Annotated in this window: 8 protein-coding genes, 2 tRNA genes and 3 rRNA genes; 11 read left to right on the top strand and 2 right to left on the bottom strand. The window is 60.0% G+C overall.

Going from position 1 to position 18,081, the window contains the following annotated elements; translation table 11 throughout:
• Positions 1–321 precede the first annotated feature (321 nt).
• The 6 genes from QFZ91_RS36895 (at position 322) to QFZ91_RS36870 (ending at position 8,779) form a co-directional block, all read left to right on the top strand.
• Complete coding sequence (locus QFZ91_RS36895) at positions 322–1,704, top strand: MFS transporter (RefSeq protein ID WP_429570290.1); 1,383 nt, start codon at positions 322–324, stop codon at positions 1,702–1,704.
• A 114-nt stretch (positions 1,705–1,818) separates the two neighbouring features.
• On the top strand, positions 1,819–2,730 hold the full coding sequence (locus tag QFZ91_RS36890; protein WP_176369620.1) for a LysR family transcriptional regulator: 912 nt from the start codon (positions 1,819–1,821) through the stop codon (positions 2,728–2,730).
• Between the two features lie 179 nt (positions 2,731–2,909).
• A complete protein-coding gene (amaB, locus tag QFZ91_RS36885; protein WP_429570289.1) occupies positions 2,910–4,409 on the top strand; it encodes an L-piperidine-6-carboxylate dehydrogenase in 1,500 nt (499 codons plus the stop codon).
• Between the two features lie 112 nt (positions 4,410–4,521).
• The gene (locus QFZ91_RS36880; RefSeq protein ID WP_429570288.1) at positions 4,522–5,694 is read left to right on the top strand and encodes an NAD(P)/FAD-dependent oxidoreductase; all 1,173 of its coding nucleotides are present in this window, start codon (positions 4,522–4,524) and stop codon (positions 5,692–5,694) included.
• Between the two features lie 156 nt (positions 5,695–5,850).
• Positions 5,851–7,056, top strand: coding sequence for a PLP-dependent aminotransferase family protein (locus QFZ91_RS36875; RefSeq protein WP_429570287.1), 1,206 nt, complete (start codon positions 5,851–5,853; stop codon positions 7,054–7,056).
• 619 nt (positions 7,057–7,675) lie between these two features.
• Complete coding sequence (locus QFZ91_RS36870; protein ID WP_429570286.1) at positions 7,676–8,779, top strand: YjgN family protein; 1,104 nt, start codon at positions 7,676–7,678, stop codon at positions 8,777–8,779.
• 332 nt (positions 8,780–9,111) lie between these two features.
• Here the strand turns inward: QFZ91_RS36870 and rpoD are convergent, their stop codons facing one another.
• Positions 9,112–11,109, bottom strand: a complete 1,998-nt coding sequence (gene rpoD / locus QFZ91_RS36865; RefSeq protein ID WP_176126339.1) for an RNA polymerase sigma factor RpoD — start codon at positions 11,107–11,109, stop codon at positions 9,112–9,114.
• A 726-nt stretch (positions 11,110–11,835) separates the two neighbouring features.
• Between rpoD and QFZ91_RS36860 the strand changes: the two genes are divergently transcribed.
• The 5 genes from QFZ91_RS36860 to rrf all read left to right on the top strand — a co-directional run bounded on the left by QFZ91_RS36860 (position 11,836) and on the right by rrf (position 17,151).
• Positions 11,836–13,368: ribosomal RNA gene (locus QFZ91_RS36860) — 16S ribosomal RNA — on the top strand.
• Between the two features lie 78 nt (positions 13,369–13,446).
• Positions 13,447–13,523 (top strand) — tRNA-Ile (locus QFZ91_RS36855).
• A 48-nt stretch (positions 13,524–13,571) separates the two neighbouring features.
• Positions 13,572–13,647 (top strand) — tRNA-Ala (locus tag QFZ91_RS36850).
• Positions 13,648–13,954: 307 nt separating this feature from the next.
• Positions 13,955–16,836, top strand: a 23S ribosomal RNA gene (locus QFZ91_RS36845).
• Positions 16,837–17,037: 201 nt separating this feature from the next.
• A 5S ribosomal RNA gene (rrf, locus tag QFZ91_RS36840) occupies positions 17,038–17,151 on the top strand.
• Together the 16S, 23S and 5S rRNA genes with 2 tRNA genes alongside form the textbook arrangement of a ribosomal RNA operon.
• Before the next feature lie 180 nt (positions 17,152–17,331).
• On the opposite strand, the gene QFZ91_RS36835 is transcribed toward rrf, so the two are convergent.
• Positions 17,332–17,793 (bottom strand): hypothetical protein, encoded by a 462-nt coding sequence (locus tag QFZ91_RS36835; protein WP_429570952.1) that lies wholly within the window; start codon positions 17,791–17,793, stop codon positions 17,332–17,334.
• Between the last annotated feature and the right edge of the window lie 288 nt (positions 17,794–18,081).

Here is an 18,081-nt window from a genome sequence, read left to right as displayed (position 1 = left end):
CAGAGTAGGCCGTAGTCCGATTTTTGGGAAGAATTTATTCCTGGAAATGAAGTACCAGACTCTGATGCGCTGCAGCCTTTCAGGTATGCAAATCGCTTCTTTTTCATCCATTAATCAAACCGGAACACTCACCTCCAAAAAACCCAATTCCCACCCCACGTCGCCTGTCGCACTCTTGAAGCCAACGGCCCGCACGATCCAACTACGGCCGTTCAGCGCTCTGCCCCGAGCCGCCGCATCCAACGAAGGCAGCCTCGCAGAACTGTTCCGCGCACGCGAGCCTCTCGCCCGTGCACCGCCTAAAAAGACAGGAGACACAACTTGCCAGCCCCCATCAACTCCGGCGCACGCCTCGACCGCCTGCCGATCAGCCGCTTTCACTGGAACATCCTCGGCCTGATCGGCGCAGGCGCTTTCCTCGACGCCTTCGACATCTATCTCGCCAACGGCGCGCTCGCGGCGATGGTCAAAACCGGCTTCACCGATCTGCGCCTCGGCTCATTCTTCATCTCCGCGACCTTCATGGGCATGATGATCGGCGCGGGCCTGTCGGGCTATCTCGGCGACCGCTTCGGCCGACGCTATTCGTATCAGGCCAATCTCGCGGTCTTCGGCCTCGCATCGCTCGCCGCCTGCTTCGCGCCGGACATCTACTGGCTGATCCTGCTGCGCTTCATCATGGGCATCGGCCTAGGCGCCGAACTCGTGGTCGCCGCCGGCACGCTGTGCGAATTCGTGCCGCCCGCCACGCGCGGCCGCTGGACCGCGTTGCTCGCGCTGATCATCAACTCCGGTCTGCTCGGCGCGACCGCGGTCGGCTATTGGGTGATTCCAAATCTCGGCTGGCGCTACATGTTCGCGATCGCGGGCGTCGGCGCGATGGTCGTGTGGTTCCTGCGGCATCGGATGCCGGAGTCGCCGCGCTGGCTCGAAACGGTTGGCCGGCTCGAAGAGGCGGAGGCCACCGTCGCGGCGATCGAGCGACAGGTCGAGGCGCGCGTCGGCAAGCTGCCGCCGGTCGCGCGCGTGGTCAGTCACGAGGTGCCGGCCGCGCCGTTCTCGGCGCTGTTCGCGCGCGGCATGATCGGCCGCACGCTGGTCGCCGCGCTGACCTGCATGGCGATCAACATGTCGTTGTACGGTTTCGTCGCGTGGCTGCCGACGTTCTTCGTCAAGGAAGGCCTGACCATCGTGCAGTCGCTCGGCTTCGTGCTGCTGATGTCGTTCGGCGCGCCGGCCGGTGCCGTGGTCGGTTATCTCGTGACGGACCGCCTCGGGCGGCGCAACGGCATCGTGCTGTTCTCGCTTGCAACGATCGTGCTCGGCTTCGTCTACGTGCAGATGCGCGCGCCGGTGCCGATCGCGATCGTCGGCTTCGCGCTCGTCACGACGATCTACACGGTCTGCACGCTCGGCCTGTTCGGCTATATCCCCGAGCTGTTTCCGACCGCGCATCGCTTGCGCGGCACCGGCGTGGCCGGCACGTGCGGCCGCGCGGCGTCGATGTCGACACCGTATGTCGCGCTGCTGCTCTACACGCAGTTCGGCGTGACGGGTGTGCTGACGATGGTCGGTGGCGTGCTGTTGTTGCTGAGCATCGCGATTCTCGCGCTGCGCATCGAAACGAGTCGGCAGACGCTCGAAGAGATCTCGCCCGATGCCGAGCTGATACCGCAAGCGGAGATGATGCAAGAGTCGGCATAGGCCGTACGCGCATGAAGGGAGGCCGTCGATTCGGATCTTTCCCCGGCTAAATTTTCACCACACCTGGTTAAGATGAAAGTCTGTCCTGCCCATGCTTTGCTAGCAGCTTTCATCATGCACTTCGATTTCGTCGATTTACGCCTGCTCATGCACATCGCCGACACGCGCAACCTCGCGCGTGCGGCGGAGCGTTCACACCTGTCGGCGCCGGCCGCCAGCAACCGGGTCAAGAATCTCGAGGAGCAGCTCGGCATCAAGCTGCTCTATCGAACCAGCCAGGGCGTGACGCCGACACCCGCGGGCGAGGCCTTCGTGCATCATGCGCGGCTCGTGCTCGAACGCGTCGAGCATCTGGCCGGCGATATGCAGGAGTACGGCGATGGCATCAAGGGCCACGTGCGTATCTGGGCCAACACGACCGCGATCAGCGAGTTCCTGCCGGCCGTGCTGAGCCGTTTTCTGCGCGACCACCCGGACGTGAACATCGATCTGCGCGAAGTGCTGAGCGGCGAGATCGTCAAGGGCGTCGCCGACAGCGCGACCGATATCGGCATCGTCGCGGGCAATGTGCATGCCGAGCATCTGCAGATGCTGCCGTATCGCGACGATCGGCTCGTGCTCGTGACGTCGTGCGAGCATCCGTTCGCGAGGCAGGCGTCGGTCGATTTCTCGCAGGTGCTGAACGCGAACTTCGTCAGCCTGCCGACGTCGAGCGCGATCCACGCATTCATCATGAGCGCCGCCGATGCGCTCGGCGCGCGTCTCAAGCTTCGCATCCAGGTCGGCAACTTCGAGGCCGCTTGCAGGATGATCGAGGCGGGTGTCGGAATCGGCATCGTGCCGGAATCGGTCGCGCTGCGGCACAGAAAGACGATGCAGATCGCGATCGTCGGCCTGAACGATCCGTGGGCCGAGCGTAAGCTGAAGATCTGCGTGCGCAGCCTGCAGGACTTGCCGCCGTTCGCGCGCGTGCTGGTCGACCGGTTGACGGCGGCGGCGGAGGGGGACGGCGCGACTGATGCTTGACGCTTGAGGCGCGGGCTTCGCACACGCGTCTGGAGCTTGACCAAGTTTCCTTCTGGAAACAACGCTACCTTTTGTCAACCGGTATTTCACTCCCCGGGCATCTGCTTGCCGCCACCAAAGCCGGCGTGTATAGTTTCCGAACTTACTCTTGTTTCGCATCGGAAATTAAAGGGGTTCACATGGACGCGTCCACCATCCTTGCCGATCTCGGCATTGCCCACGCCGCGCAAGCCGGCGATATCTCGGTTCATTCGCCGATCACCGGCGCGCTCATCGGCCGTGTGGCCAGCCAGACGGCGGCCGAGGTCGACGCGGCGCTCGGCCGGGCCAAAGACGCGTTCGCTGTATGGCGCAACGTGCCGGCGCCGCGCCGCGGCGAGCTGGTGCGGCTGCTCGGCAATCGGCTGCGCGAACAGAAGCACGCGCTCGGCAGCCTCGTTTCGCTGGAAACCGGCAAGATCCTGCAGGAAGGCATGGGTGAAGTGCAGGAAATGATCGACATCTGCGATTTCGCGGTCGGTCTGTCGCGCCAGCTGTACGGTTTGACGATCGCGTCCGAGCGCCCGGGGCATCGGATGGCGGAGTCGTGGCATCCGCTCGGCACTTGCGTCGTGATCTCCGCGTTCAATTTCCCGGTGGCGGTGTGGTCGTGGAATGCGGCGCTCGCGCTGGTGTGCGGCAACGCGGTGATCTGGAAGCCGTCGGAAAAGACGCCGCTGTCGGCGCTCGCGGTGAACAAGATTCTCGAAGATGCACTGAAGGAATTCGGCGATGCGCCGGCTGGCCTCGCGGCGCTGGTCATCGGCGGCCGCGACGTCGGCGAAAAGCTCGTGGCCGATCCCCGCGCGTCGATCGTCAGCGCGACGGGCAGCACGGAAATGGGCCGCAAGGTCGGCGTCGAAGTGGCGAAGCGCTTCGGCCGCTCGCTGCTCGAACTCGGCGGCAACAACGCGGGCATCGTCGCGCAGACGGCCGACCATGAACTAGCGATGCGCGGCATCCTGTTCTCGGCGGTCGGCACGGCCGGTCAGCGCTGCACGACGCTGCGGCGTCTGTTCGTGCACGACAGCGTGTACGAAAAGACCGTCGAGCGTTTGAAGCAGCTGTATAGCCGTGTGCCGATCGGCAATCCGCTCGAAAAGGGTACGCTGATGGGGCCGCTGATCGACCGTCAATCGTTCGACCGCATGCAGGAAGCGCTGCAGCAGGCGAAGGCCGAGGGAGGCAAGGTGTTCGGCGGCGAGCGCGTCGACGTGAAGGGTTATGAGGGCGGCTACTACGTGCGTCCGGCCATCGTCGAGATGCCGTCGCAGACGCCGGTCGTGCTGAAGGAAACTTTCGCGCCGATTCTATACGTGCTGCGCTATGCCGACTTCGCCGATGCGGTCGAGGCGAACAATGCCGCGCATCATGGTCTGTCGTCGTGCGTGTTCACGAGCGACCTGCGCGAAGCGGAGCGCTTCCTGTCCGCGTCGGGCAGCGACTGCGGCATCGCCAACGTCAACATCGGTCCGAGCGGCGCGGAGATCGGCGGGGCGTTTGGCGGCGAGAAGGAAACGGGCGGCGGCCGCGAGTCGGGTTCGGATGCGTGGAAGGCGTATATGCGTCGCGCGACCAATACCGTGAACTACTCGTCGGCGCTGCCGCTGGCGCAGGGTATCGACTTCAGCCTCGACTGACGCGCGCATGCGTGACGTCGCCGTCAGGCGCGCTACGGCCGCGCGTTGCAGATAGCAATCCGTTTGCGCCGCCCGGCGTTCCGGAGCGGCCACGTTACTGGTGGAGTAAGACGTGAGTTCGAAAGTCGTGATCGTCGGCGGTGGGGTGATCGGCAGTTCGATTGCGTATTTCTTGCGGCTGTCCGATCCGACAGTCTGCGTCACGGTGATCGAACGCGATCCGACCTATGCGCGTTCGTCGTCGGCCTTGTCGGCGGCGTCGATCCGGCAGCAATTTTCTACGCCGCTTTCCATTCAGATGTCGCTGTTCGGCATCGAGTTTCTGCGCTCGATCGGCGAACGGCTGGAAGTCGACGGCACGCGACCGTCGATCGATCTGCACGAAGGCGGCTACCTGTTTCTCGCGACATCGGCCGGTGAAGCGACGCTGCGCGAGAATCACGCGCTGCAAACAAGCCTCGGCGCGGATATCAGCCTGCTCGACACGCATGGCTTGCAAACGCGCTTCCCCTGGCTCAATACCGACGATCTCGTTGCCGGCGCTTTTGGCGAAAGCGGCGAGGGCTGGTTCGACGGCTACGGTCTCGTGCAGGCGCTGCGCAAGAAAGCGCAAGCGCTCGGCGCGCGCTATGTCGCGGCCGACGTCACCGCGCTGCATCGCGACGGCAGCCGTGTCACGCAGGTACGAACCGCGGACGGCGAGACCTATGCTTGCGATGTCGTCGTCAACGCGGCCGGCGCGTGGTCGCGCAAGGTCGCGCAGATGATCGGCATCGACCTGCCCGTCTATGCGCGGCGGCGCAGTATCTTCAACGTCACGTCGCCGGCAAGGCTCGAACGCTGCCCGCTGCTGATCGATCCGAGCGGCGTGTACTTCCGGCCCGAAGGCAATTCGTATATCTGCGGCGCGTCGCCATCGGCCGATAACGACCCCGACGATTTACCGCTCGACGAAGTCGATCACGCGCTATTCGACGGCGTGATCTGGCCGACGCTCGCGAATCGCGTGCCGCAATTCGAGGCGCTGCGCGTGCAGAACTGCTGGTCCGGCTATTACGAATACAACGTGCTCGATCAGAACGCGATCATTGGACATCATCCGGATGTCGAAAACTGCATCTTCGCGAACGGCTTCAGCGGCCACGGTTTGCAGCAAGGCCCGGCAACCGGACGCGGCATCAGCGAATTGATTCTGCATGGCCGCTATGCGACGCTCGACCTCGGTTCACTGAGCTTCGCGCGTGTGCTTGAAAACCGGCCGATCATCGAGAAGAACGTGGTGTAGCTAGCGCCCCTATATGGCCCGATGCGGGGTCATGCGGAAAACGCAATAAGTAGTGCATAGATATCGTTTGCCGCAGATCCCGCCGATGGCCACAATCGACGCCGATCGTCTTCGACATCCCAATCGATATCACACGAGAGGCAGGTGGCCGTCATCATGTTCTCATTCAATCCCGCGTTCGAAGCACCGAGCGGCTCGCCGATCCGCGAGCTGTTCAAATACCTCGCGCAGCCCGGCATGATCTCGTTCGCCGGCGGCTATCCGGCGAGCGACCTGTTCGACCGTGAAGGACTCGATGCCGCGGCCGCGCGCGCCTCGCATCAGCCGACGCTGTGTCTGCAATACGGCCCCACCGATGGCATCGCGATCCTCAAGGAACAGCTTGCACAGCTGATGGCACGGCGCGGCGCGTCATGCACGCCAACAGACCTGCTCGTGACGACCGGTTCGCAACAAGGCTTCGATCTGCTGCTGCGGGTGATGGTGGTGCCCGGCGACGTCGTGCTCGTCGAGCAGCCCGCGTATCCGGCCACGTTGCAGGCGCTGAAGCTGCAACAGGCCCACGTTGTCACGGTGCCCGTCGATCAGCACGGACTCGACGTCGCGAAGCTCGCCGCAGTGCTCGAATCGGGCACGCTGCGTCGCGCTCCCAAGCTGCTGTACACGGTGCCGACCTTCGCGAATCCCACTGGCGCGACGTTGTCGCTCGAACGTCGAATCGCATTGTTGAGCCTGGCGGCGCGCTATCGGTTCATGATCGTCGAAGACGATCCGTATGGTGATCTGCGTTTCGATGGCACGGCAGTGCCTTCGCTTTTCGCGTTGAGCGGGCAGGTGCCCGGTTCGCGGGACTGTGTCGTGCATTTTTCGAGTCTGTCGAAGATCGTCGCGCCGGGCTTGCGGGTCGGCTGGATGGTCGCGCACGCGGAGATCGTGCGGCGCTGCGTGGTCGCCAAGCAGACGGTCGATCTGTGCAGCGCGCCGTGGACCCAGGTGATCGCCGCCGAGTACCTCGCGAGCGGCGCGTTGGAGCGTCATCTGCCGCGCATCATCGATGCATATGCCGTGAAATGCCGCGCGCTATGCGATGCGCTCGACGCGCATCTCGCGCAGCACATCGCGTTTCATCGTCCGGCCGGCGGCATGTTCGTGTGGGCGCGTCTGAACGCGGCGCGTGATGCGTCCGACTATCTGCGCGTGTGCATCGAACAGAACGTGATGTTCGTGCCGGGCGTCGCGTTTTACAAGGACGCGGTCGATAGTGCGGCGCTGCGCCTGTCGTTTGCCGCGCCCGGGGTGGAAGAGATCGAAACCGGCGTGCATCGAATGAAGCGCGCGCTCGGGCTGTACTTCGAGGGCTAATAAAACCCGGAATGCATCAATACAATCCGCGCAATGCGGAAATTACCCGGCTAGCATCTAATCTGCAGCCGGGTTTTTTATTCCAGTGCCAAAAATTGTGGCGATTTAGCAGAATTCACCGCATTCCTTATTAATGTGAATTGCGTTGCGTGCGAATGCGCAATCGTTTTCGTCCGCGCATTCCGCTCCAGGTCGGCCGTGTCAAGCCGCGGGCAATGCTGCAGGATTGCCACGGCGGCCGGTGCGCACTCGCGAGTGGACCGTCAAATGATCGCCCCAATGAAATCGTTATTGCGCGCGTTAATTCAAGATTATGCGAATTGAATAAATTCGCGCCTTGCCAAATTTCGTAATGGAAGTGGCCGATTTATATGCGGAAATGCCATTTATAAATATACGAAACCGTGTAATTATGTGTTTGCCGGTCGGTTTCCGTTTTGCGTGATTCCCTGCGTGTCTGAAAGACAGGTTTTGCATGGGCTCGCACCACGCGAGCCGGCCTTCGCACGGGAAAGCACCGTCGCCCGTCGCGTTCGCCCACGCATGCCGCATATGAGTGCCGCAATAGTATGCGTGACCGGGCCACAAAAACGTTAAACGAAGAAAAGAGGGCAACGCAATGAATTCACTCGACGAGAAGCGGCCGCTGCTGATCTACGACGGCACGCTCGGCGACCTCTACGGCATCTTTTTCAGAAGCCTTCTGCTGCAAATCGTGACGCTCGGCATTTACCGCTTCTGGGCGACCACGAACAACCGCCGCTATGTCTGGTCGCACATGCGCTTTCAGGACGAGCGCTTCGAGTACACCGGCACCGGGGGCGAGCTATTCAAGGGCTTTCTCGTCGCGATCGTGGTCGTGTTGGGCGCGACGTTTGCGGCTGGCGCGTTGAGTGTGGTCTTGCGCATGCAGACGAAAAGCGCGGCACTCGGTTCGCTGCCTGTCTTCGCGTTTTATCTGCTGATCGTCGTGTTCGCGGCGGGCGCGATTTTCAGCGCGCAGCGCTATCGGCTGAGCCGCACGCAGTGGTGCGGTGTTCGCGGCGGCATGACCGGCTCGGCGCTCGGCTACGGTGTGCGCGCGCTGCTGTATGCGCTGTTGTGCGTTGTCACGCTTGGCCAGATGTTGCCGTGGACGTCGATGCGTCTGACGGAGCGCCGCATCAACGCGAGTGGCTTCGGTAGCCTGGCGTTTCGCTTCAAGGGGCGCGCGCGGGTTGTCTACGGTCTGTTCCTCGTTACGTTCGTCGGCGTGGTCGCTCTTTTTGCGGTGCTGTTCATGGTGTTTCTGAAGGGCGCTCTCGCACCGATGCATGTCGGCCACTTGTCTGGGGTGGGTGTGGCGCCGTGGCGGGCCGCGCTCGGATCGCTGTTTTTGTTTTATGCGCTGTTCTCGATCGGCACGATGCTGATCCGCGGCTTCTATGTCGCCGCGCTGACGCGCCATGTGATGGGCAATACGTCGCTCGGCTCGCAATTGCATTTCGGCAGCAACGTCAGCGTTGCGCGTCTGCTCGGCTTGCAGTGCGGCAATCTTGCGATCATCGTGTTCACGCTCGGCTGCGGCGCGCCTATCGTGCTGCATCGGCTGATGCGCTTTGCCGCCGACACGCTGCAGGTTTCCGGCTACCTCGACGCGCACATGCTGGCGCAAAGCACCGTGGCTGCGCCGCTGACCGGCGAGGGCATGCTGAACCTGCTGGATCATGGTGGCGCCTTTTGAGCTTGGCCTCGCGTTGAGCGTCCAAGGTTGGGCGGTGGTTTGCACGGTGTGCGGCAACCGATAGGACACGCGACTCATCGAAGGCGCCAGCGCGAAACGCTGTACGCTCAATGAGTTAGCGCAGTCATGCGCAGCTTGTCCACAAGCTTGTTCCCAAAATCTGTGGACAACAGGGGAGACGCGAAGCGGAGAGCTCGCGCGCGTAAGGCTACCGGGAAGGTACAGCACAAAAGCAAACAGCGGGACTCACCGTCGACCGGTTCATCCCGCTGCTTGTGTATGACGACGTTTGTGACTTGCCGTGCGGCGCGCACGGCAAGCGTGGCAAACGCTTATCGATCGAGGAACGACTTCAGACGGTCCGCGCGGCTCGGATGCATGAGCTTGCGCATCGCCTTGCTCTCGATCTGACGGATCCGCTCGCGCGTCACGTCGAACTGCTTACCCACTTCTTCGAGCGTGTGATCCGACTTCGTGTTGATGCCGTAGCGCATGCGCAGCACCTTCGCTTCACGCGGCGACAGGGAATCGAGCGCGTCGTCGATTGCGGCACGCAGGTCGGCCTGCATCGCGGCATCCGCCGGCGACGACACGGCCGCGTCTTCGATCATGTCGCCCAGCGTCGCATCGCCGTCGTCGCCGACCGGCGTTTCGAGCGATACCGGTTGCTTCGCGATCTTCAGAATCCCGCGCACCTTCTCTTCCGACAACTCCATGCGTTCCGCGAGCACCGCCGGATGCGCTTCCTGGCCGGTCTGCTGCAGGATCTCGCGCGAAATGCGGTTCAGCTTGTTGATCGTTTCGATCATGTGCACCGGCACGCGGATCGTGCGGGCCTGATCGGCGAGCGAACGCGTGACGGCCTGGCGGACCCACCACGTCGCATACGTCGAAAACTTCCAGCCACGACGGTATTCGAACTTGTCCACGGCCTTCATCAGACCGATGTTGCCTTCCTGGATCAGGTCGAGGAACAGCATGCCGCGGTTCACGTACTTCTTCGCGATCGAGATCACGAGACGCAGGTTCGCCTCGATCATCTCGCTCTTGGCCTTGCGCATCTTCGATTCGGCCGCAACCATCTGGCGGTTGATCTCTTTCAGATGCTTGAGCGGCAGCGACACCGTCGCCTCGATGTCGATGAGCTTCTGCTGTTCGGACTGGATGGCCGGCAGATGACGCTCGAGCGCCGCACCATAGGTCGACGCGCCGGTGCGCGCGGCACGCTCGGTCCAGCCGAGATCGGCCTCGCTACCCGCGAACGTCTCGATGAACTTCTCGCGCGGCATGCCAGCCTTCGAGACGACGATCTGCAAGATGTTGCGCTCGATCGCGCGCACTTGCGCGACCTGGTGCTGCACGTCGCCGCACAGACGGTCGATCGTGCGTGCGGTGAAGCGGATCTTCGCGAGGTGCTGCTGAATGTCTTCGCGTGCGCGCAGATAGGCCTTCGAGGTGACGTCGCCGCGCGTGTGCGACGCGTTCATCTGGTCGAACAGAATGCCGACCTGGGCGAAGATTTCGAGGCAATCGCTCGTGAGCTGCTTCAGGCGAGCTTCGTCCGCCGCCGACGAATCGGCCGGACCGACGTCGTCGTTGTCTTCATCTTCGCTGTCTTCGTCGGCATCGCTGTCTTCGTCGGCGTCCGCGTCGGCACTCGCGACTTCTTCCGCGGCGGCCGTCTCTTCATTCAGACCGTCGACGAGTTCGTCGATGCGCAACTCGCCGTCGGCAACCTGCTGCGCACTTGCGAGGATCGCGGAGATCGCGAGCGGGCATGCTGCGATCGCTTGCACCATTTCGTGCAGGCCGTCTTCGATTCGCTTCGCGATCGCGATTTCACCTGCGCGGGTGAGCAGCTCAGTCGCGCCCATTTCGCGCATGTACATACGCACGGGGTCGGTGGTGCGGCCGAATTCAGAGTCGACGGTCGACAGCGCGACTTCGGTTTCCTCGTCGGCCTGGTCGTCCGACACCACGGCGGGGGAGTTCGAGTTGAGCAGCAGCGTTTCTGCGTCCGGGGCTTGCTCGTACACTTGCACGCCCATATCGCTGAACGCGCTGACGATGCTGTCGATCGCGGCGGTTGCGGTGAAGTTGTCGGGCAGGTGGTCGTTGATCTGCGCGTGGGTCAGATAGCCTTGCTCTTTACCCAGCTGGATCAGTGCGCGCATCAGGCGCTGGCGTTCTTCGGCTTGTTGCGGCGGCAGCTCGGCTGCCACAGGGATCGCTTTGCCGGCGCCCTTGCCTTTGGCCGAACGGCCGGACGGAACTTTGGCAGTGAAGGCGGCGGTTTCGTGTTGCGAATCTTCGCGATCAAAAGGGTTCACGTAATTTCCTCTAGAGGCTTCGCTATGAGACGCAAGACGCTACCGTCAGGCGTTTCGAGCAGGGCTCAGCATCACCTGATGTGACTCAACGCGGTTGTTGGGCTGTGCTCTGGGGAGCAAAAAAGATGAGCCCGCTCGAAGCGGGCCGATGGACATGCGAAATTTTGCGCGGCTCGCATTATATACGAGCTTGGGGGTTCGCGCTCATGGGTGCACATCAAATCATCGTCGCTGTTGTCGCATGCATGCGTGAGACTGCGCGTGCGGAGTCCGTGTGCATGCGCGGGACATAAGGTAGATAGGGGCGCATTGGTCCTTGCACAAGGGGGCTTACCGTTTTCTTATCTATAGGGGCCATATCCCCACGTGGCGTCCCCAAAAGAAATTCGCAGAAGGGCTTGACGGGTTGTCGATCGCTCTCCATAATCTCGTTTCTCTGCTGCAGACGCAGCGACGCAAACGAAGCAGTGCCGGGTGGTGGTAGTTCAGGCGCTGCGGGTTGGGCGGATCGATCTTTAAAAACTAACAGCCGATAAGTGTGGGCGCTTGATGCGGAATGCGGCGGCGGGTTCGTATGAATCTGCTGCAAGGCAAAAGTATCAGAAGCCTCACACAGTATTAGAGGAAGGTTTATCTGTCGAAAGACGGATTGATCATCGTCAGTACGTTGAGTGAGCGACCGGTTCGTCAGCAGGAAACTGCGGAACCGAAAACAGTAACAGGTTTGAACTGAAGAGTTTGATCCTGGCTCAGATTGAACGCTGGCGGCATGCCTTACACATGCAAGTCGAACGGCAGCACGGACTTCGGTCTGGTGGCGAGTGGCGAACGGGTGAGTAATACATCGGAACGTGTCCTGGAGTGGGGGATAGCCCGGCGAAAGCCGGATTAATACCGCATACGCTCTGTGGAGGAAAGCGGGGGATCTTTCGGGACCTCGCGCTCAAGGGGCGGCCGATGGCAGATTAGGTAGTTGGTGGGGTAAAGGCCTACCAAGCCGACGATCTGTAGCTGGTCTGAGAGGACGACCAGCCACACTGGGACTGAGACACGGCCCAGACTCCTACGGGAGGCAGCAGTGGGGAATTTTGGACAATGGGCGCAAGCCTGATCCAGCAATGCCGCGTGTGTGAAGAAGGCCTTCGGGTTGTAAAGCACTTTTGTCCGGAAAGAAAACCTCGTGGCTAATATCCGTGAGGGATGACGGTACCGGAAGAATAAGCACCGGCTAACTACGTGCCAGCAGCCGCGGTAATACGTAGGGTGCGAGCGTTAATCGGAATTACTGGGCGTAAAGCGTGCGCAGGCGGTGCTGTAAGACCGATGTGAAATCCCCGGGCTTAACCTGGGAACTGCATTGGTGACTGCAGCGCTGGAGTATGGCAGAGGGGGGTGGAATTCCACGTGTAGCAGTGAAATGCGTAGAGATGTGGAGGAACACCGATGGCGAAGGCAGCCCCCTGGGCCAATACTGACGCTCATGCACGAAAGCGTGGGGAGCAAACAGGATTAGATACCCTGGTAGTCCACGCCCTAAACGATGTCAACTGGTTGTCGGGCCTTCATTGGCTTGGTAACGTAGCTAACGCGTGAAGTTGACCGCCTGGGGAGTACGGTCGCAAGATTAAAACTCAAAGGAATTGACGGGGACCCGCACAAGCGGTGGATGATGTGGATTAATTCGATGCAACGCGAAAAACCTTACCTACCCTTGACATGGATGGAATCCTGGTGAGAGCCGGGAGTGCCCGAAAGGGAGCCATCACACAGGTGCTGCATGGCTGTCGTCAGCTCGTGTCGTGAGATGTTGGGTTAAGTCCCGCAACGAGCGCAACCCTTGTCCCTAGTTGCTACGCAAGAGCACTCCAGGGAGACTGCCGGTGACAAACCGGAGGAAGGTGGGGATGACGTCAAGTCCTCATGGCCCTTATGGGTAGGGCTTCACACGTCATACAATGGTCGGAACAGAGGGTTGCCAAGCCGCGAGGTGGAGCCAATCCCAGAAAACCGATCGTAGTCCGGATCGCACTCTGCAACTCGAGTGCGTGAAGCTGGAATCGCTAGTAATCGCGGATCAGCATGCCGCGGTGAATACGTTCCCGGGTCTTGTACACACCGCCCGTCACACCATGGGAGTGGGTTTTACCAGAAGTGGCTAGTCTAACCGCAAGGAGGACGGTCACCACGGTAGGATTCATGACTGGGGTGAAGTCGTAACAAGGTAGCCGTATCGGAAGGTGCGGCTGGATCACCTCCTTTCCAGAGCTATGCATTCAGTGCATTCAAGTGCTCACGCTTATCGGCTGTGGTTTAGAGAAGCAACGCAGACAGACTCAGGGGTCTGTAGCTCAGTCGGTTAGAGCACCGTCTTGATAAGGCGGGGGTCGATGGTTCGAATCCATCCAGACCCACCATCTTTGTCTGCTGGTGCTGACTGGGACACCCTTGAGTCGGGTATGACCGGGGGATTAGCTCAGCTGGGAGAGCACCTGCTTTGCAAGCAGGGGGTCGTCGGTTCGATCCCGTCATCCTCCACCAATCCTCAATGCGCAGGGTTCTGCCTGAAGGCAGAGCGTTGCGCATTGGCGATTGAGCCAGTCAGAGCGGTACACGATTCAATCGTGATATCGGCTGTCGTTCTTTAACAATCAGGAAGAAGTAGTAAAGAGATTCACGAAAGCGTACCTGGAGATGGGTATGCGAGTAGGTGAATCAGGGTTGTGATTGTATCGATGTATTTTAAGGGAATCGAGAGATTGCCTTTGGAATACGGCGCAACACGAATACTCAACCTGTAGCGGCATGTGATCTGCGGTGAGCAATCATTGAGACACACCCGTTATAGGGTCAAGCGAACAAGTGCATGTGGTGGATGCCTTGGCGATCACAGGCGATGAAGGACGCGGTAGCCTGCGAAAAGCTCCGGGGAGCTGGCAAACGAGCTTTGATCCGGAGATGTCCGAATGGGGAAACCCACTCCTAATGGAGTATCCGTAGCTGAATCCATAGGCTACGTGAAGCGAACGCGGTGAACTGAAACATCTAAGTAACCGCAGGAAAAGAAATCAACCGAGATTCCCAAAGTAGTGGCGAGCGAAATGGGATGAGCCTGTACTCTTTATTCTCATTGTTAGTCGAACGCTCTGGAAAGTGCGGCCATAGCAGGTGATAGCCCTGTAGACGAAAACAGCGGGAAAGAACTAGGTGTACGAGAAGTAGGGCGGGACACGTGAAATCCTGTCTGAAGATGGGGGGACCATCCTCCAAGGCTAAATACTCGTGATCGACCGATAGTGAACCAGTACCGTGAGGGAAAGGCGAAAAGAACCCCGGGAGGGGAGTGAAACAGATCCTGAAACCGCATGCATACAAACAGTCGGAGCCTCTGCGAAGGGGTGACGGCGTACCTTTTGTATAATGGGTCAGCGACTTACATTCAGTGGCGAGCTTAACCGATTAGGGCAGGCGTAGCGAAAGCGAGTCCGAACAGGGCGTCCAGTCGCTGGGTGTAGACCCGAAACCAGGTGATCTATCCATGGCCAGGTTGAAGGCACGGTAACACGTGCTGGAGGACCGAACCCACTAACGTTGAAAAGTTAGGGGATGAGCTGTGGATAGGGGTGAAAGGCTAAACAAACCTGGAAATAGCTGGTTCTCTCCGAAAACTATTTAGGTAGTGCCTCGTGTATCACCTTCGGGGGTAGAGCACTGTCATGGTTGTGGGGTCCATTGCGGATTACTACGCCATAGCAAACTCCGAATACCGAAGAGTGCAATCACGGGAGACAGACATCGGGTGCTAACGTCCGGTGTCAAGAGGGAAACAACCCAGACCGCCAGCTAAGGTCCCCAAATATGGCTAAGTGGGAAACGAAGTGGGAAGGCTAAAACAGTCAGGAGGTTGGCTTAGAAGCAGCCACCCTTTAAAGAAAGCGTAATAGCTCACTGATCGAGTCGTCCTGCGCGGAAGATGTAACGGGGCTAAGCCATATACCGAAGCTGCGGATGCACATTTATGTGCATGGTAGGAGAGCGTTCCGTAAGCCTGCGAAGGTGCACTGGAAAGTGTGCTGGAGGTATCGGAAGTGCGAATGCTGACATGAGTAGCGATAAAGGGGGTGAAAGGCCCCCTCGCCGTAAGCCCAAGGTTTCCTACGCAACGTTCATCGGCGTAGGGTGAGTCGGCCCCTAAGGCGAGGCAGAAATGCGTAGCTGATGGGAAGCAGATTAATATTTCTGCACCATTGTGAAATGCGATGGGGGGACGGATCGCGGAAGGTTGTCCGGGTGTTGGAAGTCCCGGTCGCTGCATTGGAGAGGGTGCCCTGGCAAATCCGGGCACAGGACTCAAGGGTGTGGCGCGAGCTTCTTCGGAAGCGAAGCAACTGGAAGGGGTTCCAGGAAAAGCCTCTAAGCTTCAGTTTCACAGTGACCGTACCGCAAACCGACACAGGTGGGCGAGATGAGTATTCTAAGGCGCTTGAGAGAACTCGGGAGAAGGAACTCGGCAAATTGGTACCGTAACTTCGGGATAAGGTACGCCCTGGTAGCTTGACTGGCCTGCGCCAGGAGGGTGAAGGGGTTGCAATAAACTGGTGGCTGCGACTGTTTAATAAAAACACAGCACTCTGCAAACACGAAAGTGGACGTATAGGGTGTGACGCCTGCCCGGTGCCGGAAGATTAAATGATGGGGTGCAAGCTCCTGATTGAAGTCCCGGTAAACGGCGGCCGTAACTATAACGGTCCTAAGGTAGCGAAATTCCTTGTCGGGTAAGTTCCGACCTGCACGAATGGCGTAACGATGGCCACACTGTCTCCTCCCGAGACTCAGCGAAGTTGAAGTGTTTGTGATGATGCAATCTCCCCGCGGCTAGACGGAAAGACCCCATGAACCTTTACTGTAGCTTTGCATTGGACTTTGAACCGGTCTGTGTAGGATAGGTGGGAGGCTGTGAAGCGTGAACGCCAGTTTGCGTGGAGCCGTCCTTGAAATACCACCCTGATCTGTTTGAGGTTCTAACCTTGGTCCGTGATCCGGATCGGGGACAGTGCATGGTAGGCAGTTTGACTGGGGCGGTCTCCTCCCAAAGTGTAACGGAGGAGTACGAAGGTACGCTAGGTACGGTCGGAAATCGTGCTGATAGTGCAATGGCATAAGCGTGCTTGACTGTGAGACTGACAAGTCGAACAGGTGCGAAAGCAGGTCATAGTGATCCGGTGGTTCTGTATGGAAGGGCCATCGCTCAACGGATAAAAGGTACTCTGGGGATAACAGGCTGATACCGCCCAAGAGTTCATATCGACGGCGGTGTTTGGCACCTCGATGTCGGCTCATCTCATCCTGGGGCTGTAGCCGGTCCCAAGGGTATGGCTGTTCGCCATTTAAAGAGGTACGTGAGCTGGGTTTAAAACGTCGTGAGACAGTTTGGTCCCTATCTGCCGTGGGCGCTGGATATTTGAAGGGGGCTGCTCCTAGTACGAGAGGACCGGAGTGGACGAACCTCTGGTGTACCGGTTGTCACGCCAGTGGCATCGCCGGGTAGCTATGTTCGGAAGAGATAACCGCTGAAAGCATCTAAGCGGGAAACTCGCCTTAAGATGAGATATCCCCGGGGCTTCGAGCCCCTTGAAGGGTCGTTCAAGACCAGGACGTTGATAGGTCAGGTGTGCACGTACAGTAATGTACTGAGCTAACTGATACTAATTGCCCGTAAGGCTTGATCCTATAACAGGTGTGTCTCGACAACCGTTAGCGCTTCAGCGCTTACGGGTGTCCGATCCCCGAAGGGGATGAAGACATGCAGTTTGAGATCGGTGTTGTGCCAGAAACAACACAACCCCAAAACACGAATCCTTTACGCTTCTTCCCGATTGGCTGTGGCGCCGGGTTGACCCCAACCCGACTGCGACGCAGCAACCCGTCATGCCTGATGACCATAGCGAGTCGGTCCCACCCCTTCCCATCCCGAACAGGACCGTGAAACGACTCCACGCCGATGATAGTGCGGATTGCCCGTGTGAAAGTAGGTAATCGTCAGGCTCCCCCAAAAGCCAGAAACCCCACCGCCCAGCGGTGGGGTTTTTGCGTTTACGCGGTCAATTCCGCGCGCTTCACTACTTTCCGATCCGCAGCGCATCCGCGTAACCCGGCGACTTCCGACACGTTCGTCCAAAATCCGTCTCCTTCTGGCTCAGGCGGTCAGCACTTCCTCCAAAACCGCTATGCCCGCTTACGCGCCGGCGCTCGATCGGATCTCCCTGCGATAAAGCGGTCTAGTCTCTCACTGGCCTCCGTAATCGCCCAAAGCGGAGCGCGATGCAGTTGTCGATCGTACCTCGTAGCGATCGATGCAAAGAGCTCGAATCCTGCTTCGTCCAGCTTCCATTCGTCGCGTTCCCGACCTGCGTCGAACACCACCGCCGAGGCGCGATCCGCGGCGTGGAGTTCTTCATGGCTCATCGAGCCGAAGCCGGCATCGGCGAGATAGCTGGTCAACAGCATGATCTGCGTGAGTGTCTGTGCATCGCTCGTCGTGCCGACGCCGCGGCGCAATGCGTCGAGCGACAGATGAACTCGTAACGCGAGATCGTCGGCGATCTGGCGCGCGATGGGCAACAGCATGGCTTTGGCATGCCGCGCGCGGGCGGCGCCAGAGTTGCGGAAAGGAATCGGTTGTGCCATGGAGATCCAAGGGGTTTGCCTGAGCACATGCAATAACGGCGCGCTTCGCGAAAGGTTGAGCCTTCATTGCGTTTTACCCGCTTCCTTCGACGAAAACGTTTGCTGGCGACCACTTGCGCCCAGATTGCCGGCATGTCGCGGCGTCCGTAGTGGGGCGGATTGACACCTAAATCGCCCGCGGTGCGCCGTTCGCTACCCTCGGATCGAGCGGTTTTCCCTCCCATCCTCGCCCACGGAAAGGCGTCGCCGCATTGCCGCCTCGCGGACGTCCGGCCGTCAGCCTCGGCC

It is taken from the genome of Paraburkholderia sp. JPY419 (assembly GCF_050435705.1).
Taxonomy (GTDB): Bacteria; Pseudomonadota; Gammaproteobacteria; order Burkholderiales; family Burkholderiaceae; genus Paraburkholderia; species Paraburkholderia youngii.
The sequence above is the reverse complement of the archived record's forward strand: the minus strand, read 5'-3'. Positions and strand labels throughout refer to the sequence as shown.

What these genes read in the sequence shown, in the direction of transcription:
- QFZ91_RS36875 (WP_429570287.1), top strand. Translation starts at nt 5,851, where the DNA reads ATGTTCTCATTCAATCCCGCGTTCGAAGCACCGAGCGGCTCGCCGATC.
- amaB (WP_429570289.1), top strand. Translation starts at nt 2,910, where the DNA reads ATGGACGCGTCCACCATCCTTGCCGATCTCGGCATTGCCCACGCCGCG.
- QFZ91_RS36890 (WP_176369620.1), top strand. Translation starts at nt 1,819, where the DNA reads ATGCACTTCGATTTCGTCGATTTACGCCTGCTCATGCACATCGCCGAC.
- QFZ91_RS36835 (WP_429570952.1), bottom strand. Translation starts at nt 17,793, where the DNA reads ATGGCACAACCGATTCCTTTCCGCAACTCTGGCGCCGCCCGCGCGCGG.
- QFZ91_RS36870 (WP_429570286.1), top strand. Translation starts at nt 7,676, where the DNA reads ATGAATTCACTCGACGAGAAGCGGCCGCTGCTGATCTACGACGGCACG.